This is a genomic window from Paenibacillus sp. RC334 (assembly GCF_030034735.1).
GTDB classification, from domain to species: Bacteria; Bacillota; Bacilli; order Paenibacillales; family Paenibacillaceae; genus Paenibacillus; species Paenibacillus terrae_A.
In genome coordinates this window covers 4,880,876-4,904,111 of record NZ_CP125370.1, presented here as the reverse complement: position 1 = coordinate 4,904,111, position 23,236 = coordinate 4,880,876, and the positions used below count along the sequence as shown (strand labels likewise).

Genomic DNA, 23,236 nt, shown 5'->3' with positions numbered 1-23,236 from the left:
TCAAGCCTATATTCAAAATCTATAACCAACATCGACCGCAACGAAGATTAAATAAGCTGCCTCCGGTTGAGTACCGGAAGCAGCTTATTTTCTTTTGTTATTTTATTTGTTTTTTTTCAGAATATCAAAAATGATCTTTGCATTATCTGTATTGTCGATAAGTCCCGCAAACAATTCTTTCCCTGGCCCGTAAGCATAGACTGGCACATCTTCTCCAGTATGACCACCTGTTGTCCAGCCAGCAAATGAACGAGTGTTGAAGATGGCTTCAATGGCATTATCGATTTTAACTTCGTCCTTTGTAGCAGAAGCAGTTTTGACCGATTGAACTTCACTTTCTGTAAGATCTAAGGAGATATATTTCTTAAGTGTATCTTCAACACTTGCGCCAGCAACAATTTCTTTAGCCATAAAATCTGGTGTGCGCGTTGCTGCTTTAATTGGTGCTGCATTAAAGTTATATTCTCCATTTGCACCGACCGAAAATCCGCCGGTAGAATGATCAGCAGTTGCAACTACTAATGTATTGCCGTCTTTCTTGGCAAAGTCGATCGCTGCTTTAAATGCTTTTTCAAAATCCGCCATTTCACTCATGGAAGCAACCACGTCGTTGTCATGACCTGCCCAGTCAATTTGGCTTCCTTCAACCATCAGGAAGAAACCATTATCATTTTTATTTAATCGGCTGATTGCAGCATTAGTCATATCTTCTAAAGAAGGTGTTTCTTTGGCACGATCGATTGCTTTATCTAGTCCACCTTGGGCAAATAGACCGAGAATTTGATCGTTTTTATTGTTCAGCAATCCTTCCCGGTCAGTGACATAACCGTAACCGGCTTTCTTGAACTCTTCAGTTAAGTTTCGGTCTTTACGTACAAAATTGCTTAGCCCACCACCAAGCAGGACATCCACCTTGTGCTTTCCATTAATTTTTTCATCAAAGTAATCATCAGCAATAGCGTTCATATTTTTACGGCTAACATCATGTGCGCCAAATGCTGCAGGAGTAGCATGAGTGATCTCAGATGTTGCAACCAAGCCGGTAGATTTCCCGTTTTCCTTGGCTTGCTCTAATACCGTTTTGACATCAGTTTTATCGTTATCTACGGCAATGGCAGCATTGTATGTTTTAACACCAGCAGACATTGCTGTGGCAGCTGAAGCGGAGTCTGTTATATTTTGAGCCTCATCTTCCGGATACGTCGTTTGAGCACCTACAAGATACTGATCAAACTCTGTTTTTTCCATGAGAGGGGTTGCCGGGTTATCTTTCATATACCGATAGGCAGAAATATATGATGGACCCATGCCATCACCAATTAAAAAAATTACATTTTTAATTTTTTGTGTGTCTGAAGCTGCTTGTGTAGAAGCTCCTCCTGACACAATGCCAGTAATTGTGATTGATGACACCATAACGATAGGTAATATTTTTTTGAAAAAATGGCCTAACATAAAGTACCCCCTATTATTTATTCGTAGATTACCGATGATAATCGGCTAACACATAGATAATATTAGTATTCGTATATGAAGGGAAAGATAGTTTTATGTAATCAAAATGTAAAGAGGAAGAAAAAGAAAGGAGAGCCATATCATTTTTTTTGGAAAAGCACCACTGGTTGAGTAGGGGATGACGTGTTCAAAGTATTTTATAAAAAAGAGGCTTGACTTTTGTTCGATTTTAGGCAGGTACTTGACAGGCATGTGGTATATTGAAAAAAAAGTTCAAACATCTACTAATGCTGGAGGTATATAGTGTATCAATACAAGGATCAGGAATATGAAGGTGTTCATTTTGATGGACACTAAGCTTTGAAGTGAATGGAGGTTTTTGTATGGTACCGTCTAGAGAACTTCTTTTTTATCCAATGTATGGCGTCTGCTCTATGGAGACTGGGGAGGAGAAAAGTGACTTACAAGATCTATTGAGTTGTTATAGCTTGTATTTTCCAAAACAAGAACTACACATGTTAATTCCCAAACAGAGAGCACAACAAAAGGGCATTCGTCCGTTGTCCAATGTAGATTCCATACTGAGTTCAAGGGCTCTATTTTTTGGAGAATATGCTCGATTGCCCTTTAACACGTCTGAACGTCGTATCGTTCTGCAAGCCAGGATCGAGTCGGGGTGTCTTCATGACCATTTTGGCATAATCAGGGATATGATTTGTGCCAAAGGCTACAATCTCAAACTGAATTCTCATGACAGGTCTATTCTAAGCTTGGCACGAGAGATGCTGGAAAGCGAGCTAATGTATGTTTTGAATATTTCAGCAGACGATGCCAGCACGTATTTAAGAGAGGATATTGAAAAGCGTCAGCGTGACTTCAATACTCAGAGGTATAGCTCGGTTGACAACTAGAACCTTTAGATTTTGATTATAGATAACCGGCCAAAGATTGGGAGTAGAATTTTCAGCCTTTGTCATCCCGCAAAAATGTGAAATATTAAAGAAGCAGCTCTATAAAGGGGCTGCTTCTTTATATTTATTACAAAATCATTCATTAATATTAGAAAAAAGTATTGCATATAGGTTTACTAGGCATTATGATAACAACAGATTTATATTTTTTCGTTCTTTAAAAAGGTATAAGGTTTAGACCTTAAAGATTTATGGATCGGAGTGTTCGTATGATAATCCAATCTCCTCTGCGCTTTGAGAAAGTATCAGCTAAAAAAGTGAGTGATTTTATTAGAGAGCAGTTGGAAGAGGCTATTATTCTAAAAGAGTTGCTTAGCGAGGAGCAGCTACCAACAGAGCGGGAACTCGCAGAGATATTTAATGCCAGCAGAATTACAGTCCGTGAGGCGCTATCCCAATTGGAGTCGAAGGGACTCATTGAGAAGAGAGTAGGTGCCAAGGGAGGGACCTTTGTTCTTCCCGTGACAGCAAACTCTCATAAACGTACCCGAGCAGAAATCGCAAAAGATTGGGAGCATATGTTGAAGGTCTTTGAATATCGGATGATTGTGGAACCTGAGGGTGCTTTTTTAGCGGCTGCGCGGATCACCACAGATGAACTGGACTTGCTTCAGCGTTATCTGGATCAGAGCATTGAAGCGGACTGTACTCGCGAATGGTTTCGGGCCTTGGATGTAAAGTTTCATTTAGCCATTGCCAAGGCATCGGGCAACCCATTTTGTGAAGCCGCTGTGAGGCAGATTCGGACCAAAATTAACCCATCGCTAGATCTCATGCCCTATGACGATCAGATTCGGACGGTGAACTACGACGTCCATACGGAAATTCTGAGTGCACTTCGGGCACGGGATGCTGAGAAGTCGCGGGAAGTGATGAGGCACCATATCGGACATTCCGCAGACGCCATTTATGCAAGACTGGTTGCAAAAGGCTAGTCGGTACTATACAGAAAAAATAAGATGATTCGAGCGGGGATGATAAAAATGAATATAAATGAACTTTTAGCATTATCCAGACCGCTTCAAGATCAGCTGATTGCTTGGCGCAGAGACTTTCATCGCCATCCTGAAACCGGTTATGAAGAGGTTCGTACATCGGGAATTGTGGCTGAACACTTACGTGAACTTGGGCTGGAAGTGATAACAAATGTAGGTAAAACCGGGGTTGTAGGTCTGTTACGAGGAAAAAGCCCGGGTCCTACAATCGGTCTAAGGGCAGATATGGATGCTTTACCGATTCAGGATGAAAAAACGGTTCCCTATCGGTCACAGATTCCGGGAAAGGCACATTTATGTGGGCATGATGCCCATACCGCAATACTGATGGGAGCCGCGCAGTTACTTACGAAGCTGGAACGGCCTGAAAGAGGAAATATCAAATTTGTCTTTCAACCAGCAGAAGAAGGTTTAGCCGGGGCCAAGGCTATGATTGATGATGGTGTGTTGGAAAATCCAAAAGTAGATGCGATGGCAGGACTACATATGTTCCCGGGTCTAAAGACAGGAACGCTTGGGGTCAGCAAAGGGGTAGCTTTTGCCTCCGCAGATAGCTTAACGATTAAGATTATAGGCAAAGGCGGTCATGCTGCCCGTCCGCATGAGGGGATAGACGCGATTGCCGTGTCCGCGCAGGTTATTTCTGCCCTGCAAAATATACCAAGCCGTCTGGTTGATCCGCTTGAGACCATTGTCATTACGATCGGAAAAATTAGTGGTGGCTACATGGGGGCAGCCATTGCACCGGAAGTCGAGATGATCGGCACCGTGCGAACTTTGTCGGCAGAGTTGCGCAGCCGGATGCCTGAACTGATCGAACAGGTAGTCCGTGGAGCATGTGAATCGTTCGGAGCCGGATATGAGTTGAATTATCGGCTTGGCTACCCGGTTGTTCAGAACGACCCGGATATGGTTGATTTAATGACCGAAACCAGTGAGCAACTGTTTGGCTCCAAGGAGTGGAACTACATCAAACCGTCAACAGGCGGGGAAGATTTCGCTTTTTATTGTGAGCAGGTACCCGGTGTTTTCTTCCGGTTGGGCTCGGGGAGAGGAGATGAAGATACAAGCTATCCATTGCATCATTCCAAGTTTGATTTGGATGAATCGGTACTGCCTTATGGAGTAGCCATGATGTCGGCCATAGCGCTGAATTTTTTGAAACAAAATAAAAATCGGGTTTGAGACGCTCAGAAGCAGCTGTGTGGCAATATACAACCTCAATGGACTGGAGTGGACAAGATGAATAGACATAAGTGGTTTACAAGCGGGATTACGTTACTGATTGCAGCAATTATCCTGGCAGGCTGCGGTGCCCCATCCACAGGCGGTAGTAAAGACAGTGCAGCATCGACATCGACTGACAGTAAAGTGCTGACGATAGCGAATGCTACGGATATTGAGAGCTTTGATCCTCATAACAATAACAACACTGCAAGTGAAGCCGTTCTGGTTAACGTATTTGACTACTTGTTGAAAAATGATAGTCAGCAGAAGAAAGTACCTGGACTCGCAACTTCTTGGGAAAAGGTAAATGATACGACTTGGCGTTTTCACTTGCGCGAAGGGGTTACCTTCCATAACGGTGATCCATTCACGGCGGAAGATGTGAAGTATACGATAGAAAGAGTTGCAAAGGATAACACGCTCAAACAAAATTCCTACTTTAAAAATATTAAAGAAGTGAAAGTGGTGGATGAACATACAGCAGATATCATAACCGACGGGCCAGATCCGCTGCTGCTCAATCGTTTATCCAAAATGGGAGCTGGGATCTTACCTTCCAAATATATTGAGAAAAATGGCATAGAGGCATTCCTTAAAAATCCAATCGGTACAGGCCCTTATAAGTTTAGTCAATGGATTAAGGATGATCGTGTAGTACTGGTTAAAAACGATAAGTATTATGAAGGTCAGCTGAAATGGGATCAAGTTGTTTTTCGCTCCATCCCGGAAGCCTCTACGCGTGTATCTGAACTGCTCGCAGGCTCGATTGACATTGCTTCCGGAATCCCTTCCACCGATATAGAACGTATTCAAGGCGAAGACGGCAAAAAAATCGTTAAGGCACCGATTCAGCGAGTGCTGCAATTGATTTTACGTCAAAGCCAAGGCAGTGTTACGGCTAACCCGAAAGTGAGAGAGGCGATAGACCTCGCGATCGATAAAAAAGGGAATCGTGGACAGCATCGCAGGCGGTGCGGGGATTGTTACTCGTACTTCCGTTACACCAGGTAATTTTGGTGCCGATCCTTCCTTGTATGAGAAATCATTATATGATCCGACTAAAGCCAAAGAACTGCTGAAGCAGGCCGGTTACACTGGTGAAGGTCCAGAATTAACCTTATCGGTATCCTCAATATACAAAGAGTATGCTGAGGTCGTAGCCGCCATGTTAAATAAAGAAGGCTTCAAAATTAAATTGGACGTACTGGAGCCAAGTGCTTTCAGTGAGCGTTATAGCTCCAAATCCTTCAAAGAAATGTTTATGATCGGCATTGGTAATTCCCTGTTTGATGCTTCCAATAACTATAATCGCTACTTGCTAGAAGAGTCTAAAGGCGAAACGGATTATAACAATCCGAAGGTAGAGAAGCTGTTGCAGCATGCCCTGACGAATCTGGATACAGCCTCGCGTGAAAAAGAGTATCAGCAAGTGCAGCAGATATTGGCTGAAGATCGTCCGGCCGTCTATCTTTTCCAAATGGAAGGGATTTATGGCACTGGTAACGGTGTGAATTTCCAACCGAGAAGTGATGAGATGTTCTATGCAGAAGATATTACACCTGCAAAATAAAACGAGAAGTGAACGGGCGGGGACCTCAATGAAGGTTCCTGCCCGTCCTTTTAAAAAAAGCCTGCTGGTTATGGAGGTGACGGATTGAAAACTTATATCGCCAAATCGCTGCTGCAGGTGATTCCTGTACTGCTGATTGTCTCTCTGATTGTATTCATCCTGGTGAGGGTAACCGGGGACCCTGTAGCCCTGATGCTGCCGGAGACCGCTACAGCTGAGGACCGTGCAGTACTGACACAAGCGCTTGGGCTGGATCAGCCATTATATGCACAATACATTAAATTTATTGGCAGTGCCTTACAAGGCGATTTTGGCACCTCGTTTCGCTATGGTGAATCGGCTTTGCCATTAGTGCTGGAACGGCTGCCTGCCAGTTTTGAATTAGCAGTAGCCGCCATGTTTTTTGCGGTTATCATCGCAGTGCCGTTGGGCGTCATCTCAGCAGTCAAACGTAATACCTTTACCGATTTAATCATTTCCAGTTTATCCGTAGTCGGAAAAGCCATGCCTAACTTTTGGATGGGGATTATGCTCATATTGTTATTCTCCGTCATGCTGGGGATGCTTCCGGTGTCCGGTCGGGGCGGGATGGAGCATTTGATACTTCCGGCATTTACACTGGGTGTCGGTCTTTCTGCACAGATGACTCGACTCATTCGCTCCAGTATGCTGGACATTTTGAATCAGGACTATATACGAACAGCCCGAAGTAAAGGGATTCTCGAAATCGTAGTGATCGGAAAACACGCTTTTCGCAATGGATTGATTCCGGTCGTCACGATTATGAGCTTGCAATTTACGAGCTTGATCGGCGGCACACTGATTACAGAGACGGTATTTGCATGGCCGGGTTTGGGGCAGTTACTTGTCGTCGCTGTGAATACCCACGACATGGCTATCGTTCAGGCCGCTGTATTTGTGATTGCCTTTATTGTGGTTATCAGCAATATTTTAACCGATGTCGTTTACCGACTGCTTGATCCAAGAATTAAATACAACTAGAGAGGGGAGGAGGAAGTGTGGCAGGTATTCATGATGTACAAGCCCTTGGTCCAGACCCAGACCTGGATGGCAAAAAGCAAGCACAACCGTCTAGTATCGGGCGTATATGGAAGCAACTGTTACGAAGTAAAACCGGAACGGTCGGTGCAATAATCATACTGCTCGTTTGCTTAACGGCACTATGTGCCCCTCTGCTGGCCAGTCACAATCCTGCGGATATTGACCCGCTGAATCGTCTGAAGCCGCCCATGTGGCTGGCAGGTGGGTTGCCGGAGCATTGGCTGGGTACAGATAACCTGGGACGGGATATGTGGAGCCGTATCGTATACGGGGCGAGAGTTTCGCTTATCGTCGGTGTCGGTGCAGTTCTGGTCTCAGGCACTATTGGCGCAATTCTCGGACTCCTCGCCGGTTTTTATGGTAAATGGGTGGATGCCATCATTATGAGAGTTGCCGATGCCTTTTTGGCCATTCCGGCTATTCTGCTGATGCTGGTCGTCTTGGCCGTGGTGGGTCCTGGAATGACTACGCTTATTTTTGTTATTGGCGTTACGAATTGGGTTTCCTATACAAGGGTGGTCCGGGGCGAGGTATTGAGTATCAAGGAACGGGACTTCGTTAAAGCAGCCAAGGCGATTGGCTCAAAAAATAGCAGGATTCTGTTGAAGCACATTTTACCCAATGTCTTGTCTTCGTTCATTGTAATTTCTGGTATGAGCGTGGCGACAACGATTATTATGGAAGCTTCTCTTAGTTTTCTCGGATTAGGGATCACACCGCCAGCAGTGTCCTGGGGTGGCATGCTGAGCGATGGGAGACAGTATGTAGCCACGAGCTGGTGGGTTGCAACGTTTCCCGGTCTGGCGATTACCATCACGGTCCTGGGCGTCATTTTCCTCGGTGACTGGCTTCGAGACGTGTTAGATCCCCATATGAAAGCGAAAGAATAACAGAAAGCGGGGGATCGGAAAAGATGACCACGAAATTGCTTGAAGTGAACCATTTGAAAACCTACTTTAAAACGGAGGATGGCATCGTTCCTTCGGTCAACGGTGTCAGCTTCACTGTGAATCCAGGCGAAACGGTGGCTATTGTTGGAGAGTCCGGTTCCGGTAAAAGTGTAACCTCCTTGTCTATTATGGGTTTAGTGGCTGCGCCGGGTAAAGTCGTGGGCGGGGAGATTCTGCTTGAAGGCCGAGACTTACTCAAACTGTCCAAGGGGGAAATGCGAAAATATCGGGGGAACGAGGTATCCATGATTTTTCAGGAGCCGATGAGTTCGCTGAATCCGGTATTTACGATTGGTAACCAAATCAGTGAGGTCATCCGGCAGCACCAGAAGCTGAGCAAATCGGAGGCACGGCAGAAAAGTATTGAGATGCTAGAACGGGTAGGCATACCTGGTGCATCGAAAGTGGTAAGTTACTTTCCGCATCAGCTGTCTGGAGGAATGCGTCAGCGGGTGATGATCGCCATGGCCTTGGCCTGTCAGCCTAAACTGCTGATCGCTGATGAACCGACGACGGCACTGGACGTTACGATTCAGGCTCAAATTTTGAATTTAATCCACAAGCTGAGCAAGGAAGAGAATACAGGCATCATTCTCATTACCCACGATTTAGGTGTCGTCGCGGAAATGGCGGACCGGGTGGTCGTGATGTATGCCGGGGAAGTGGTCGAGGAAGCGGACGTATTTGATTTGTTTGAAAAGCCGGGTCATCCTTATACGATTGGTTTGCTAGGATCACTCCCCAAGCTTACTGAACAGAGAGAATGGCTGGATTCCATTCCCGGTACCGTTCCTAATATGATGCAGATGCCGAGCGGCTGTCCATTTCATCCCCGCTGTCCTTATGCCCAGGAACAGTGCACCAAGATTCATCCTGAAATACAAGCAAAGGATCAAGGACACTATGTCAGATGTTTGCGGATGGAGGAGGTGTCAGTATGAATGAGACAGCACAGGGAATACCGCTTCTCGAAGTGAATGGGCTTAAAAAATATTATCCTATGAAAAAGGGCTGGTTTTCCCAAAAAAGCGGTTATGTACGGGCGGTTGATGGATTGAGCTTTAAGGTGATGCCTGGCGAAACCTTAGGTATTGTAGGTGAATCGGGTTGCGGCAAATCAACAACGGGACAAATGATTACACAACTGCTGGAACCCACGGAAGGCGAAATTCGTTTTCAAGGGCAAAGCCTGTCTGATTTAACGGACGAAGAAGTCCGCAAAGTCAGACGAGATTTACAGTTTGTATTTCAAGATCCGTACTCTTCTTTAAATCCGAGGATGAAGGTCTTTGATATCGTCGCCGAACCGCTTCAGATACACGGGATTGCTAAAGGGAAAGAGCTTAAAGCTGAAGTTTTTCGACTGTTGCAGACGGTAGGATTAGGTGCTCATTTAGCAGATCGGCATCCCCATGAATTCAGTGGTGGACAGCGGCAGCGGATCGGCATAGCGAGAGCGCTTGCCATGAAACCGAAGCTCATTGTTTGCGATGAACCTGTATCTGCGCTGGATGTGTCGATTCAGGCTCAGATTTTAAATTTGTTAAAAGAGCTTCAGCAGCAGTTCCAGCTTACCTACATTTTCATCGCTCACGGTCTGCCCTCCGTCAAGCATATTAGCGATCGCATCGCAGTGATGTACTTGGGAAAAATCGTGGAGCTTGCAGATCGTGATGAGTTGTTTGCACAGCCACAGCATCCGTATACAAAAGCGCTGCTTGAGGCAGTGCCCGTTCCAGATCCGAGGCTGCGTAAAGAACGGATAACACTGACGGGTGAGATCCCCAATCCCGCTAATCCGCCTTCAGGCTGTACTTTTCACACGCGTTGCCCATATGCACAAGAGGTATGCCGCCAACAGAGTCCACTGCTCGAAGAGCATGCTCCAGGGCATATTGCGGCCTGCCATTTTCCCCTGCATAAGCAGATGGCTTATGAATAGATAAACCTTTGGAAGTAGGATTTAACCGAAAAAGGAGGGCTACTCATGAATAAACGACAGATTGCACCGGAGGATTTATACGGATATCAGTGGGTCAGTGATCCGGCAATAAGCCCCGATGGAACGATTGCCTACGTCCACAAAAGCATAGATCGTTCAAAGAATGACTACCATACGCACATCCGTGTCGTATCGCTTTTTGGGGCTGACGATAAGCCGTTGACCGATGGCAATAAGGATTCAGCTCCTGCTTGGTCACCCGATGGATCACAGCTTGCTTTTTTACGTGTGGTGAATGGAAGCAAGCAGCTATGGATGGTTCCGGCTGATGGTGGAGAGGGACAGCGACTGACCGAGGTGAAGCGTGGAGTGGGTGCATTCGTCTGGTCGCCGGACGGGAAGTATATTGTATTTACAAGTATGGTTAGTATAAACGCCGAGCGAGAAGCCATGGCGCTTGAGGAATATAGCAAGCAGTCTGGTGAGCGGGGGCGTATCGTGGATCGCACCACTCCCAAAGCTGAGGGATCGGGCTGGTGGAACGGTCTATTTAGTCATTTATTTGTCCTGGAGCTTGAAAACGGCCGGGTAACCCGAATAACCTCGGGACCTTGCAATGCTTCTTACCCTGTATGGTCCATAGACAGCAAGCGGATTTCGTTTTTGTCCAAACGTGTAGAAGACGACAAGCTGGATGCAGACCTGTTTTCGTTTTCGGATGTGTATACGGTCGATTGCGACGGCAGTCATCTGGTGAAGGTTACGGATTCCAGCTTGGCGATCAGCCAATTTTCGTATGCACCGGACGGCAAAACATTGACTCTGATCGCCAGCGATCGTATTTATGGCAGTGGTAGCCAGAATCGACTGTATACCGTGCCTGTTACGGGGGGAGCCTCGGAACTATTGTTTCCTGAATTGGACATGCAAATCGGCAACTTCGCTTTAAGCGATATGAAATCCTTTGGTCTGTCTCTATCTCCATTATATGCTCCTGCGCGGTTGAGGACAGAAATGTATGTGCTCGGGACAGTGCAGGGTGCTGTTCATATATACCGCATCACAATGGACGGGAATGTTCAAGCGGTGACTGGCGGAAGTGATAGAGATATCTATCAGTACACGCTATCTGCTGATGGTCGCTATCTGGTTTTCGCTGCACTTGATGCGGACCGGCCTGGAGAGCTGTATCAAATGAATCTGGAGACAGGGGAAGAGAAGCGGCTCACACGCCATAACGACGATTACATGGCCTCCTTGCAGGTGAGTGTACCGGAGTCTTTTTGGTTCGAGGCTTCGGATGGATTCAAGGTACAAGGATGGATCTTCAAACCGACTGGACTGGGCCCTGGAGAACGGGTTCCTTTGATTTTACAAATTCATGGGGGACCCCATGCGATGTATACCGGCGCGTATAGCCATGAGATGCAGACACTCCTTGCACAGGGATATGCTGTGCTGATGACCAATCCACGCGGTAGCTTCGGTTATGGTCAGGATTTTGCACAAGCCTGTCGGGGAGACTTTGGAGGAGGAGATTATCAGGATGTACTGAACGCCTTGGACTTTGCGCTGAACCAGTTTGATTATATAGACGAAACCCGGCTCGGCGTGGCTGGCGGCAGCTATGGAGGCTTGATGACCAACTGGATCATTTCTCACACGAACCGATTCCGCGCCGCCGTTACGCAGCGATGCATCTCCAATTGGCTATCCTTCTATGGTTTGAGTGATATCGGTATTTCCTACACGGAGGGTATCGTTGGGACTAACCCGTGGGAAGATCCTGAGCTGCTCTGGTCCAAGTCCCCACTGGCACATGTAAATAACATCGAAACTCCGCTGCTGATTTTACACGGTGAGGAAGACCTGCGTTGCCCGGTTGGACAAGGGGATGAGTTATATACAGCCCTGAAGCGGCTGGGCAAAACAACACGCCTCATTCGCTATCCCGGGTCCAATCATTCTTTGCTGAAGAGTGGTAAACCATCTCTACGTGTAGATAACTTTGAGCAAGTGGTGTCCTGGTTTAATTCCTACTTGAGTAAAGGAGTTGACTCCGATGAGTAAAGTGCAATTGTCGATTCCGGTTGCCTTGCTGATCGAGAACTTGCGTACAAGTGGTGAACCGAAAGACGTCATCATTGAGTGTATCAAAAAACAGGAATTTTCTCCTTTGCTCGGCAAAGTTAAAGAAAAAACAATGGATTTCAAAGAACGTTGTCAAACGGCAGAAGACATAGGGGACGAGTGGGAAGAAGCGATCCGCAGCGGGTATGAATTTAAGTTTTTACACATCAATGGGCTGAAAAGGCTGCTTTATTTTCGTTTTGATCGAACCATAGATCAGGATTATAAGCAGGATGGAATCATGTTGAAGGGTCTGCACCTTGATCCTATCGAAATTGATACCTTGCAAGGGCTGATTGGCAGGCAGTGGCAGGTGATAAAGGAAGAAAATGAAGTAGGCAGTGTGCAGAAGCCCGTAAGTATTAAGCTTTTATATCGAAATGATGACAGCTTTTAAAGGGAAGATCAGTTACCATAGCTGCGCCCAACAGTCCTGATGAGCATTTTTGATCGGGACTGTTTTTTATTTTATGGGCTAATTAATAAACTGAATTGCATCATATTTCGTTGACAGAGTCCACAAAAATCATTAATATAATTGTTGCATAAGTCCACTAAATAGGGGGAGTTATAAATCAATATAGATGCTAAGGTCATCGCAGATATGAGACATTTCAATCGATTTTATACCAATATACTTGGATTATTAGATAGACATGTGCTGGATAGCGGGTATTCCTTTACCGAGGCACGGGTCATTGTAGAGATCGGTATGATCGAGCCATGTATAGCCAATACGTTAGTCGATTCTCTTAAAATTGATCGCAGTTATATGAGTAGAATCATTGCTAAACTTTGCAAAGAGGGCTTCCTTGTTAAGGAAAATTCTTCGGTGGATAATAGAACAAATCTGATTCGTTTGACGCCTAAAGGAAAAGCGTTTTATCACCAACTGGATGAAAGATCTGACGAACAAGTCATAAAATTAGTTCAAGGTCTATCAGAAGAAGAGATTAAAGAATTACATACTTCTATGGTGTTCATTCAGAACAAACTAGAGAAATTGGAGAGAATACAAAATGATTAGATTTGAATGCGACTATACCGAAGGTGCCCATGAGCGTATATTAAAGCGACTTTTGGAGACGAATGATGAACAAACCCCAGGCTATGGTGTGGACGAGCACTGTGAAAGAGCCAGAGCTTATATTAAAAAAGCATGTGACTCCGAAAATGCGGACGTACACTTTTTAGTTGGAGGTACACAGACCAATACAACGGTGATCTCTTCTATTTTGCGTCCGCATCAAGGTGTTATTGCTGCAAATTCTGGACATATTGCTGTACATGAGACTGGCGCGATTGAAGCTACTGGACATAAAGTACTTCCTTTGCCAAGTGATGATGGGAAAATCCGGGCCGAACAGGTAAAAGAGCTGTATGACGCTCACTGGAATGATGGCACTTTTGAGCATATGGTACAGCCTGGTATGGTTTATATTTCTCAGCCTACCGAGAATGGTACGCTTTATACTAAATCCGAGCTGGAAGCGTTAAGTCAAGTCTGCCGGGAATGTGGCTTACCCTTGTTTATCGATGGCGCTCGCTTAGGGTATGGTCTGGTTGCAGTGGACAACGATGTATCTTTAGCAGATATAGCGAAGCTATGTGATGTATTTTATGTCGGCGGTACAAAAATTGGAGCACTGATGGGAGAAGCAGTAGTCATTATCAATGATGCTTTGAAAAAAGATTTTCGATACATGATCAAGCAAAAAGGGGGGCTGCTGGCGAAGGGACGAATGTTGGGTATACAGTTTGAAACTTTATTTGAAGATGGTTTATACTATGAAATTTCCAAGCACGCTATAGATATGGCCATGTTGATTCAAACTTCGTTAACGAAACAAGGAGTTCAATTTCTATATCATTCTACAACGAATCAGCAGTTCCCGATTTTACCAGATCGTATCTTAAAAGCATTGAGCGAAAAATATACCTTTTCCTTTTGGGAAAAAGTTGATGCTACACATAGTGCCGTTCGATTTTGTACCAGTTGGGCTACGAAGAAAGACAATGTTGAAATGCTGATTCAGGATATCAAAGCATTGCAGTAAATTTAATGTGAAAATCAGTTCATAGAATCCTAAAGATGTAGAATGACTATGTAATAGGCCATACCTCGTTGCATGTATTGCAGCGAAGTATGGTTTTTTTGTTGTGTATTTTACTTAATCCAAAGCGGTTTGTCTTCAGTTCCATGAAAGAGCAAGCGGATATAAAAATGGAAAAACAAGACAAGAGCAGATGTATAAAATTTACCTCTGATTCTTTACACTGAATATCTAACGAATCTGCTTGCGGTACTGAAGAGGGGAGAGCCCGGTTATTTTTTTGAAGATTTTATTAAAATGGGAAGCATGGCCGAATCCCACATCCTCTGCAATATGCTGAATTTTGTCTTTGGTGGTTCGCAGTCTCGTTTGGGCCGCCCTGACCCTCACTACACGGATGTATTCGCTGAAATGAAAGCCAGTCAATTTTGGAAAGATGCGGCTTAGGTAGGCTGGACTAATGAAGTAGTAGGCAGCCACCTGTTCAAGGGTTATTGGTTCATGGTAATGGTCCTGAATAAAAGAGGAAATTTCCGTTATTTTCTGATGCATCGGATGAGAGGAAACAGGCTCACTTCGTTCAACCGCTTCCGATCGGTGCACCAGAATGAGCAATTCCAGCAGTAAATGCTGTACGCAACGGTCATGCAGGGGCTGCTGATTTCGGCACTCGGTATTCATTTGTAGGAACAAGCGTTCAACTTCGATCTGCTCTCTAACCGGTAGGCGCAGTAGTGCAGATTGCTGATACGGCGGCAGGTTAAGAATGTCACGATCCTGCTGTGGAAGGAACGTCGGTGAAAAATGAATCAAAATGCGCTCCGTTTCCTCCAATTGCGAACTGGCGGTAGAGTGCAAATCATGAGGGAGGATAAATATTAGATCACCCTTGCGGGCGATGTATACTTTACCGTTCATAAAGTAGATGCGTTCGCCTCGTAGTAAATAGTACAGCTCGTAGCTATCGTGGACATGAGGTTTTGGCATAACTGTGAATCCGGTACGGTAGATGTGATGAATGGAGAATTGCTGTTCTCCAATGACATATTTGTCGTCGTTCGTTTCCGTCATGTGCTTCTTCCTTTACAAGTTAAGATAAGTAAGCGCATTCATATATCAACAGTATATATGACACCTGCCAACGGTAAAAGCAGAAAAGATGGATGAACCAAGCAGTTGCGAGTAGAAATGTGAACAGTTTATTACAACAAGAAAGTTGGAGAATTCGTCTGTTTGCCAAGGAAAGGAGGTGAATAACACTGCTGGCTGGTTTGAAAGAAAATTTGAGGGGAGGAAATAGATTTGAACAAGCAGCGTACATGGAAAAAGGTGTTATGTAATGTGGTTGTGGGTTCATTGCTGTTGACCTTATGTCCGCCACTGATCCAAGCGGAAGCTGGTGTGGGGAGTCAGGCGGTGGTTGGGACAGAGATGGCACAGGTGGCAAAAGTGGCTATGGATATTCCGGCGTTTCCCGGTGCTGAGGGTGGCGGTAAATATGTTACTGGCGGGCGTGGAGGGGAAGTATACGAGGTTACCACGCTGGCGGACTACGGCAAAGATGAACAGACCATACCTGGTTCGCTTCGTGCAGCGGTCAGTTCCGGTAACCGGACGGTCGTTTTTCGGGTTGGTGGAACTATTCATCTCAAGGAGTCGCTCAAAATCAAGGGGAGTAACCTGACGATTGCTGGCCAGACAGCCCCTGGCGACGGAATTACTGTAAGCGATTACACGACCGGGATTGATGCGGATAATGTGATTCTTCGTTACCTGCGTTTCCGATTAACTGACCGGTACCCCAGTGAGGATGACGCGTTAGGAGCCAGATACCATAAAAACATTATGATTGATCACTGTTCCTTTAGCTGGTCGGTGGATGAGGTGCTGAGCCTGTATGACAACGTAAATACGACCGTACAGTGGTCCATTGCCTCCGAGAGTATGCTTATGACTACACATCAAAAGGGGCGCCATGGCTACGGCGGCATTTGGGGCGGACGCAACGCCACCTATCATCATAATTTGTTGGCTCACAATGCAAGCCGTAATCCGCGTTTTCCAACGGATAAAAGAGAAATTGACGCAGTGGAAATGACCAATAATGTAATTTATAACTGGGGATTTTTCTCTTCATACGGCGGTGGTGAAGGATCGTATAATGTGCTGAATAACTATTATAAATCTGGTCCCAGCACATATCGGGATGTTCGCAGTCAAATCTTTGTAGACGTGGGTAGTAAAAAATATAAAACACGCATGTTCATTGGCGGTAACTACATGTACGGCAACGAATCGGTTACCCAAGATAACTGGCAGCTTGGAACATCCATTGGGTCGATTATTGGCCCTTCCACCCGTCTGGCGGAGCCGATTGAAGTAAGAGGGGAGTACGACAATGGAATTTCCCTCGATGCGTATTTTCCCTACCAAGCGACAGATGCACAGACGGCATATGCAGAGGTGCTTGCAGGCTCGGGAGCCACGCTGCCAAGAAGAGATGCAGTGGACGCCCGTATTATGAATGACGTGAAGAATGGAACGGGTGCGTTTATCAACTCCCCGCGTGAAGCTGGATGGATTTATGATGATGATAACGTAACTACGACAGAGCTTTCCGACAGCGATCACGATGGAATGCCGGATGAGTGGGAACGTGCCAACGGGCTGGACCCCTATAATGCGGACGACCGTAACGGTCAGACGCTTGCCAGCTCAGGGGCGTATGCTCATTTTGCCAAGGGCTACACCAATTTGGAGGTCTATTTAAATGATCTGATCGAAAAGCTGTCGGATGGAAACGAGGTAGATAATCCGGAGGCCGTCGTTCAGGTGTCTGACGAAAGTGGCCGTTCGTTAAAGCATAACGATATTTTAGAGGCAGGACGTAATGCCAAGTTAATAGCTACGGCCAATGACAAAGATGGTATTGCACATGTTGCATTTATCATTGACGGTGTACTTGCTGGCAAGGTCAATACTGCGCCTTATCGTCTCGATTGGAACCAGGTAACGGACGGTACCCATTATATAGTTGCACGGGTGACCGACCGCAAGGGGACTGCTGCATTTTCCAATCCTGTTGCCATTCACGTCAACACGACTGCACCGTCGGGAAGCTGGCTTAGCGAAGACATTGGCTCTGAGGGCCTCAACGGTTATATCAAAGGGCATACTCAAGTATTAAAGGATGACGAGAGCGGCAGCAGCATACGACTGAAATCGGCGGGCGATGTTGATAGTAAAGCTGATTTTTTCCATTATGCTTATCAGAAATGGGAGGGAGACGCTGAAATTACAGCCCGTGTGGAGAAGATTACCCCGGTGGATGATCATGCCGAAGCGGGTGTCATGATTCGTGAATCGCTGGAGCCTGGATCGAAAATGGCTTATATGGCTTTAGCATTTGTTAAATATGGTAAACAGGGTATTCTCATCAGTCGTGATCAAACGGATGGCAATACGAAACGTGCGTCCATGGAGACGTTTATAACAACGCCATATTCGGTTCGTCTTGTACGACAAGGACAAAAGATTACCGGCTGGGTATCCGCAGATGGTCTGACGAACTGGGAGAAAGTTGGTGAAACCGTTATGAATTTGCCGGATAATCAACCGCTATTGTTCGGGCTAGCTACCGATGCATCCAAACAACAAAACGATGTATGGAATTACAATACGTCGGAATTCAGCAATGTTACGATCCGCAAGCTGGCAGAAACAGCAGCAGCTCCCGCTAAAACAGAACCATATGCTGCTGCCCGGGAGGTGAATAGCGTTGTTGTAGCGACCTATGGCCCTGCCAGCTTTACATCTCTACAGGCAGCTATTGATGCAGTCCCTGACATCAGCAGCACCAGGACAGTTATTCGCCTCAAAAATGGTACCTATCGTGAAAAAATAAAAGTGAATTCCTCCAAAAAAAATCTGAGCATTATTGGAGAGGATAGGGAGAAAACGATTATCTCCTTTAACGATACGGCCAAAACTGTGGTGGACGGAAAAGAATTAGGAACAAGCAACAGCTATACGATGCGTGTGCAAAGTCCAGATTTTATACTGGAGAATGTGACGGTTGCGAATACAGAAGGGACCGGGCAGGTGCAGGCCGTGGCGTTATATGCGGAAGGTGATCGTGGACAGTATCGCAATGTCAAAATTACTGGGCTACAGGATACATTGCTTGTGAACCGTGGCAGACAGTATTTTAAGGACAGCTATATCAGCGGCAGCGTCGATTTTATTTTTGGCAATTCACCTGCCGTATTTGAGAACTCGGTTATACACAGCTTGCGTGCCGGATATGTAACAGCAGCTTCAACAGAAGAGAATATGCCAGGCTTGGTATTTATTCAATGTCGTCTGACAACCGAAAATGGGTTGACAGGCAAGGTAGATCTTGGACGGCCATGGCGCCCTTACGCCCATGTTGCTTATCTAAAATCTTACATGGATAACCATATCAAGCCGGGCGGCTGGAACAATTGGGGAAAGGTATCCAATGAGCAGACCGCAAGATTCGTAGAGTTTGATAATGATGGACCAGGTGCAGCGAGTGCCGGACGTGTACCTTGGGCTAAGCAGCTTACTGCTGACGAAGCCAGTCAGTACACCGTTAAAGCCGTTTTGGGCGGGGTAGATCATTGGAATCCACAGTTGAATAAATAAATCGGCTTCTTCCAAATGTGATGTTCAATAGATAAGCGGGGTGTGCGCTTCAAGCGTTCACCTCGCCTATTGGTGTGGTGTGCAAGTAATTTTGAATTCGGAAAATACATAACTTTAAAATTGAATACATTTGTTTTTATGGAAAATATTCTATATATTAAGTGTGAGATGTATTTTTTTAATAGAAAAAAACTACATCTTGTATGTTGTTCGTAGTTCATCATGAAAATACACCCATTTATTTCTAGTAAATTTATTATGTCGGAGGTGTAGGGATGGCACGTGTGTTGGTAGTGATCACGCCTGCTGAAGGCCATGTTAATCCGTCATTAGGATTAGTTAAGCAGCTGGTCGACAGTGGTGAGGAAGTGGATTATGTATGTACGGAGGAATTTCGTACGAGAATTCAGCCAACGGGAGCAAAACTGATAACCTATCCTTTTGTTGATGATGCTTTTTCCAAAGACGCTGATTTAAAGCCAGCGGAGTACAAACATCATTATCAATTTGTGTACATGATGGTTAAAGGTATGATTCAGCCGATCATTCCAGAGGTTTTGAGAGTTATAGAGAACAGGACCTATGATTATTTAATCTATGACTCTTTGATGGGCTGGGGAGGTAAGATTATAGCAGAGAAGCTGGGAATACCTGCAATATGCTCTATCGCTTCTTTTGCTTTCGTAGAACCTTTGGGGTCTGGACAAGGCATGGATGAAAATGATCCAGAGGTGAAAAAGCTGTATACGGCCACGATGAAAGTAACGCATCAATTAGCTAATGAGCTTCAGGTTGCCATCCCGGCTATGGATGAGATCGCTCCACATGCCGGGCGCTTGAAAATTGTTTATACAAGCCGTTATTTTCAACCGCAAGCTGAAAAGCTGGACAACAGTTATATTTTTACAGGTCCTTCTATTGTACCACGTAAAGATGCGCCCTCTTTCCCGTTCGAACAACTTCGTGCTCTGCATCCACAGACGGTTTACATCTCAATGGGAACCATTTTGAATAAAGACCTGGAGTTTTATAAGCTTTGCTTTGCAGCATTTCACGATTTACCTGTGCAGTTTGTACTTTCATCAGGCAAATATACAGATATGGAGCTATTGGCCGATTGTATCCCTGACAATTTTATTGTCAAGCCCTATATTCCACAACTGGAAATGCTGCAGCATGTAGACGCATTTATTACACATGCGGGGATGAACAGCACAAGCGAAGCCTTGTATTACAATGTGCCTCTGGTTATGGTTCCCATGACATCAGACCAGCCTATCGTGGCCAATCGGGTGCAAGAGCTGGGGGCGGGTATTGCTGTGAATAAAAATGAGCTTTCACCCGCGAGTTTAAAAGCTGCCTTATTAGAGGTTTTGAATCATTCAACCTATAAGCAGCAGGCCCATGTGATTGGTGAATCATTACGTCAGGCTGGCAGGTATAGACATGCGGCAGATACAATTAGGAGTCATTTCTCCACAATAGAAAAATAATATGACAGTAAAGAAATCATTTTTATTCAGGGGAGACTATAGCGAATCATCCATTAAGCTAGTGGGGCACAGATTGCTCCATAAAACAGCGGCAGTTTGGGCTTTATTTTTTCGTCCAAGGTTGCCGCTGCTTCTTTTTAATGAGGTCCAGTCTACTACTTTTCAATGAAACGGTTCTATAGACTGTGTTCCTTTTGTTTTAAAGCAACCGTTTTTGCAATATCTAATTTTTTTGATATCGCTAGAAGGCAGATGGAGCAGAGGATCAGGAACAAACATACCCAATAGGAGTTCCGATAGCCAATCCATTGAGCGGTTAATCCACCCGCTAAGCTGCCTACCAGTCTTCCAATGGTTGTCGCATTGGAGTACAGCGTCGATGCATAACCAGGAAGAGAAGGCAACAAATCCTGCATGTAACTGATGCCAATGGCCGATATCACTGCAACAAAGAAGGCCAGAAGAAGCTGCCCCACTAATAACTGCCACATTTCTGTAGACATAATGACGAGAATGTAATAGGCAACCCCTGTTAAAGAACCCAGAAATACAAGCAGGCGATTGGAATATTTAGCGGCAAATACACCTAACATGATCATTAAAGGTATTTCCAATATTGCACAAATGCTGGATACTAAAGCAACGTCATTCGTGTCCCCTTTTAAGTTGTGAATGATAAACAATGAAATATTTAAACTGTTCATCCAGTGTGCCACATAGAGCAAAGTGAGAACTGAGAACGGTATCAGAATCTCAATATTTTTATGCAATGTAATGTTATGAAGTGAAAGTTGAGCCTTACTTTTGAGTTGAGCAGGGGGCTGCTTAATAAAACAGAATAGTAGAACTGCGATAAGTACAAAAATGGAGGTCGTACCCATAAAGATACCTTGAAAACCCGTATGTGCAATCAAGAAGGAGCCCAATAGAGGCCCAGTGATAAACCCAAGAGAAAACATAGAACGAAGTGTTGAATTGGCAAAGGCATGATCAACTGATTTACTGCGATCTACCGCTTCACGTGCACTAGCAAATAACTGTGGCATTCCAGGTGCTCCCACTGCTGTGAAGACAGTCATATATACAAAAAGTACATAAAAATTTTGAATGACAAGATATCCTGCAAATGCTACGGCATTAAATAACATACAAATAACCAAAATTTGTTTACGATCCAATCCAGTATCAGAACGTTTGGCAATAAGAGAGCTTATCCATATACCACAAATCAAAGTCACAGCTGTAAAAACACCAAAGGTTCCAACAGATACGCCTAGTGTAGTTGTGAAATATACAGCCAAAAAAGGTGCACTTATCGATATCGCCATACCTTGCAATAACATACAGATCATGAATAGCGGGTAGTTACGGATAAAGAAAAGATTTTTAATACGCATTATCATACCCATTTTACACTCCTTTAGCACGGGCTTTTTAAATTGGATAGTATATAACCATACTTAACCGAGTTAATGTTTCACCTGAATTATGATAGGTATGGGGTCTGTCCGCTTTGAATCGGATGGAATCCCCACTTTTTACTGTATATTCAAGGTCATTTACACGAATAGTTAATTCTCCATCAAAAACAGTCAAGAACTCCTCCGTTCCCTCTCCGTGAGAATCAGCACTTAGGAAGCCCTTTTGTTCTATCTCGATTGAATAAACTTCAAAGCGTCTATTATCTTCGAAGGGGAAGTGGGGATAGACTCGATATTTTCCGTTGTCTTCCGTTAATATTTGAATTTCACTTCCTAAAACCACTTTTGTATCTGGCTGCGGATTATTTATTAATGAAGAAAAAGAAATTTTTAATCCATTCGCTATTTTCCAAATCGTTGTAATCGTAGGGCTGGATTCGCCTCTTTCAATTTGACCGATCATCGTTTTGCTTACTCCAGTGAGTTCTGCAACTCTTTCAAGACTTAATTTCTTATTTTCTCTAAAGGCTTTTAAGTTTTTGGCAATGATCAGATTGATCGTCTCCATAAATACCTCCTATACCCGTGTACAATATAACGTCTGTATTGTACAATGAAACGTAAAACGTTATATTATTCTTTTTGTACATTATAGCATACATCGAAGAGGGGGTTCCAAAGTGCCTTTATTATCATTTTTGCTATATGTTTTTGTTACCAGTTTTACGCCAGGCCCCAATAACATTATGGCCATGCTCTTTGCTAATAAATTCGGGCTTAAAAAGACAATTCGATTTTGTTCAGGAGTAGGTGCAGGTTTCTTTGTAATCATGTTATTGAGTAGTTATTTTAATCTTTTACTTGAAAATTTCATTCCCAAAATTCAATTTGTGATGACGATCCTGGGTGCAGCCTATATGCTATATCTGGCTGTAAAAATAATTATGAGTAAAGATAGTGGTAAAGATAATGATGAGGGCAAGAATAACAGTTTTCTAACAGGTATGCTTTTGCAATTTATCAATCCGAAAGGAATTTTATATGGTATCACTGCTATATCAACCTTCATCCTTCCATATCACCATTCAAATTTCAGCTTGATATTGTATTCGTTATTTCTAGCTTTTGTTGGTTTTATGAGTACATTCTGTTGGAGTGTGTTTGGCTCCGTTTTTCAAAAGTTCTTATCAAAATATAGAAGTCAGTTTAATATAATAATGGCTTTGTTATTAGTATATAGTGCAATTTCGATTCTTGTAGAATGACGACATGCAAGTAATACAAACAGCGCCTTTGAA

18 protein-coding genes and 1 pseudogene are annotated in these 23,236 nt (G+C 44.4%); 15 read left to right on the top strand and 4 right to left on the bottom strand.

Annotation, left to right across the window (positions count from 1 at the left end):
- Positions 1 to 102: 102 nt before the first annotated feature.
- A complete protein-coding gene (locus QMK20_RS22645) occupies positions 103 to 1,455 on the bottom strand; it encodes an alkaline phosphatase (protein WP_283653417.1) in 1,353 nt (450 codons plus the stop codon).
- Positions 1,456 to 1,838: 383 nt separating this feature from the next.
- On the opposite strand from QMK20_RS22645, the gene QMK20_RS22640 reads away from it, so the two are divergent.
- The 12 genes and pseudogenes from QMK20_RS22640 to QMK20_RS22585 all read left to right on the top strand — a co-directional run bounded on the left by QMK20_RS22640 (position 1,839) and on the right by QMK20_RS22585 (position 14,359).
- Positions 1,839 to 2,366, top strand: a complete 528-nt coding sequence (locus tag QMK20_RS22640; RefSeq protein ID WP_283653416.1) for a hypothetical protein — start codon at positions 1,839 to 1,841, stop codon at positions 2,364 to 2,366.
- 269 nt (positions 2,367 to 2,635) lie between these two features.
- A complete protein-coding gene (locus tag QMK20_RS22635; protein WP_283653415.1) occupies positions 2,636 to 3,361 on the top strand; it encodes a FadR/GntR family transcriptional regulator in 726 nt (241 codons plus the stop codon).
- Between the two features lie 48 nt (positions 3,362 to 3,409).
- Positions 3,410 to 4,606: a M20 metallopeptidase family protein gene (locus tag QMK20_RS22630; protein ID WP_283653414.1), complete on the top strand. Its 1,197-nt coding sequence runs from the start codon at positions 3,410 to 3,412 to the stop codon at positions 4,604 to 4,606.
- A 57-nt stretch (positions 4,607 to 4,663) separates the two neighbouring features.
- Positions 4,664 to 6,218: pseudogene (locus QMK20_RS22625) on the top strand (ABC transporter substrate-binding protein).
- Between the two features lie 84 nt (positions 6,219 to 6,302).
- Positions 6,303 to 7,220, top strand: a complete 918-nt coding sequence (locus tag QMK20_RS22620; RefSeq protein WP_044644592.1) for an ABC transporter permease — start codon at positions 6,303 to 6,305, stop codon at positions 7,218 to 7,220.
- A 17-nt stretch (positions 7,221 to 7,237) separates the two neighbouring features.
- Positions 7,238 to 8,170, top strand: coding sequence for an ABC transporter permease (locus tag QMK20_RS22615; protein WP_283653413.1), 933 nt, complete (start codon positions 7,238 to 7,240; stop codon positions 8,168 to 8,170).
- 23 nt (positions 8,171 to 8,193) lie between these two features.
- Complete coding sequence (locus QMK20_RS22610) at positions 8,194 to 9,171, top strand: ABC transporter ATP-binding protein (RefSeq protein ID WP_044644590.1); 978 nt, start codon at positions 8,194 to 8,196, stop codon at positions 9,169 to 9,171.
- Positions 9,168 to 10,172: an ABC transporter ATP-binding protein gene (locus tag QMK20_RS22605; protein ID WP_283653412.1), complete on the top strand. Its 1,005-nt coding sequence runs from the start codon at positions 9,168 to 9,170 to the stop codon at positions 10,170 to 10,172. Before QMK20_RS22610 ends, QMK20_RS22605 begins: the two co-directional genes overlap by 4 nt.
- Positions 10,173 to 10,217: 45 nt before the next feature.
- Entirely contained in the window at positions 10,218 to 12,242 is a 2,025-nt protein-coding gene (locus tag QMK20_RS22600) for a S9 family peptidase (RefSeq protein WP_283653411.1), read from the top strand.
- Positions 12,235 to 12,699, top strand: coding sequence for a hypothetical protein (locus QMK20_RS22595; RefSeq protein ID WP_283653410.1), 465 nt, complete (start codon positions 12,235 to 12,237; stop codon positions 12,697 to 12,699). The genes QMK20_RS22600 and QMK20_RS22595 overlap by 8 nt, the downstream gene beginning before the upstream one ends.
- 207 nt (positions 12,700 to 12,906) lie before the next feature.
- Positions 12,907 to 13,329, top strand: a complete 423-nt coding sequence (locus tag QMK20_RS22590; RefSeq protein ID WP_044644586.1) for a MarR family winged helix-turn-helix transcriptional regulator — start codon at positions 12,907 to 12,909, stop codon at positions 13,327 to 13,329.
- Positions 13,322 to 14,359, top strand: coding sequence for a threonine aldolase family protein (locus QMK20_RS22585; protein WP_283653409.1), 1,038 nt, complete (start codon positions 13,322 to 13,324; stop codon positions 14,357 to 14,359). Before QMK20_RS22590 ends, QMK20_RS22585 begins: the two co-directional genes overlap by 8 nt.
- A gap of 228 nt (positions 14,360 to 14,587) precedes the next feature.
- Here the strand turns inward: QMK20_RS22585 and QMK20_RS22580 are convergent, their stop codons facing one another.
- A complete protein-coding gene (locus QMK20_RS22580; protein WP_283653408.1) occupies positions 14,588 to 15,427 on the bottom strand; it encodes a helix-turn-helix transcriptional regulator in 840 nt (279 codons plus the stop codon).
- 231 nt (positions 15,428 to 15,658) lie between these two features.
- On the opposite strand from QMK20_RS22580, the gene QMK20_RS22575 reads away from it, so the two are divergent.
- Both QMK20_RS22575 and QMK20_RS22570 read left to right on the top strand, forming a co-directional pair.
- Complete coding sequence (locus QMK20_RS22575) at positions 15,659 to 19,024, top strand: pectinesterase family protein (protein WP_283653407.1); 3,366 nt, start codon at positions 15,659 to 15,661, stop codon at positions 19,022 to 19,024.
- Between the two features lie 275 nt (positions 19,025 to 19,299).
- A complete protein-coding gene (locus QMK20_RS22570) occupies positions 19,300 to 20,517 on the top strand; it encodes a macrolide family glycosyltransferase (protein WP_283653406.1) in 1,218 nt (405 codons plus the stop codon).
- Between the two features lie 176 nt (positions 20,518 to 20,693).
- Here the strand turns inward: QMK20_RS22570 and QMK20_RS22565 are convergent, their stop codons facing one another.
- Both QMK20_RS22565 and QMK20_RS22560 read right to left on the bottom strand, forming a co-directional pair.
- Positions 20,694 to 21,920: a sugar efflux transporter gene (locus QMK20_RS22565; protein WP_349362261.1), complete on the bottom strand. Its 1,227-nt coding sequence runs from the start codon at positions 21,918 to 21,920 to the stop codon at positions 20,694 to 20,696.
- A 31-nt stretch (positions 21,921 to 21,951) separates the two neighbouring features.
- Positions 21,952 to 22,506 carry a helix-turn-helix domain-containing protein gene (locus QMK20_RS22560; protein ID WP_283653404.1) on the bottom strand — a complete coding sequence of 185 codons (555 nt, stop codon included), beginning with the start codon at positions 22,504 to 22,506 and terminating at the stop codon, positions 21,952 to 21,954.
- A 112-nt stretch (positions 22,507 to 22,618) separates the two neighbouring features.
- Here QMK20_RS22560 and QMK20_RS22555 point away from each other — a divergent pair, with 112 nt between their 5' ends.
- Entirely contained in the window at positions 22,619 to 23,203 is a 585-nt protein-coding gene (locus QMK20_RS22555; RefSeq protein WP_283653403.1) for a LysE family transporter, read from the top strand.
- Positions 23,204 to 23,236 lie beyond the last annotated feature (33 nt).

Excerpts from the sequence above, each read along its gene's own strand:
- QMK20_RS22645 (WP_283653417.1), bottom strand. The coding sequence starts at position 1,455 with ATGTTAGGCCATTTTTTCAAAAAAATATTACCTATCGTTATGGTGTCA.
- QMK20_RS22640 (WP_283653416.1), top strand. The coding sequence starts at position 1,839 with ATGGTACCGTCTAGAGAACTTCTTTTTTATCCAATGTATGGCGTCTGC.
- QMK20_RS22635 (WP_283653415.1), top strand. The coding sequence starts at position 2,636 with ATGATAATCCAATCTCCTCTGCGCTTTGAGAAAGTATCAGCTAAAAAA.
- QMK20_RS22630 (WP_283653414.1), top strand. The coding sequence starts at position 3,410 with ATGAATATAAATGAACTTTTAGCATTATCCAGACCGCTTCAAGATCAG.
- QMK20_RS22610 (WP_044644590.1), top strand. The coding sequence starts at position 8,194 with ATGACCACGAAATTGCTTGAAGTGAACCATTTGAAAACCTACTTTAAA.
- QMK20_RS22605 (WP_283653412.1), top strand. The coding sequence starts at position 9,168 with ATGAATGAGACAGCACAGGGAATACCGCTTCTCGAAGTGAATGGGCTT.
- QMK20_RS22600 (WP_283653411.1), top strand. The coding sequence starts at position 10,218 with ATGAATAAACGACAGATTGCACCGGAGGATTTATACGGATATCAGTGG.
- QMK20_RS22595 (WP_283653410.1), top strand. The coding sequence starts at position 12,235 with ATGAGTAAAGTGCAATTGTCGATTCCGGTTGCCTTGCTGATCGAGAAC.
- QMK20_RS22590 (WP_044644586.1), top strand. The coding sequence starts at position 12,907 with ATGAGACATTTCAATCGATTTTATACCAATATACTTGGATTATTAGAT.
- QMK20_RS22585 (WP_283653409.1), top strand. The coding sequence starts at position 13,322 with ATGATTAGATTTGAATGCGACTATACCGAAGGTGCCCATGAGCGTATA.
- QMK20_RS22580 (WP_283653408.1), bottom strand. The coding sequence starts at position 15,427 with ATGACGGAAACGAACGACGACAAATATGTCATTGGAGAACAGCAATTC.
- QMK20_RS22570 (WP_283653406.1), top strand. The coding sequence starts at position 19,300 with ATGGCACGTGTGTTGGTAGTGATCACGCCTGCTGAAGGCCATGTTAAT.
- QMK20_RS22565 (WP_349362261.1), bottom strand. The coding sequence starts at position 21,920 with ATGATAATGCGTATTAAAAATCTTTTCTTTATCCGTAACTACCCGCTA.
- QMK20_RS22560 (WP_283653404.1), bottom strand. The coding sequence starts at position 22,506 with ATGGAGACGATCAATCTGATCATTGCCAAAAACTTAAAAGCCTTTAGA.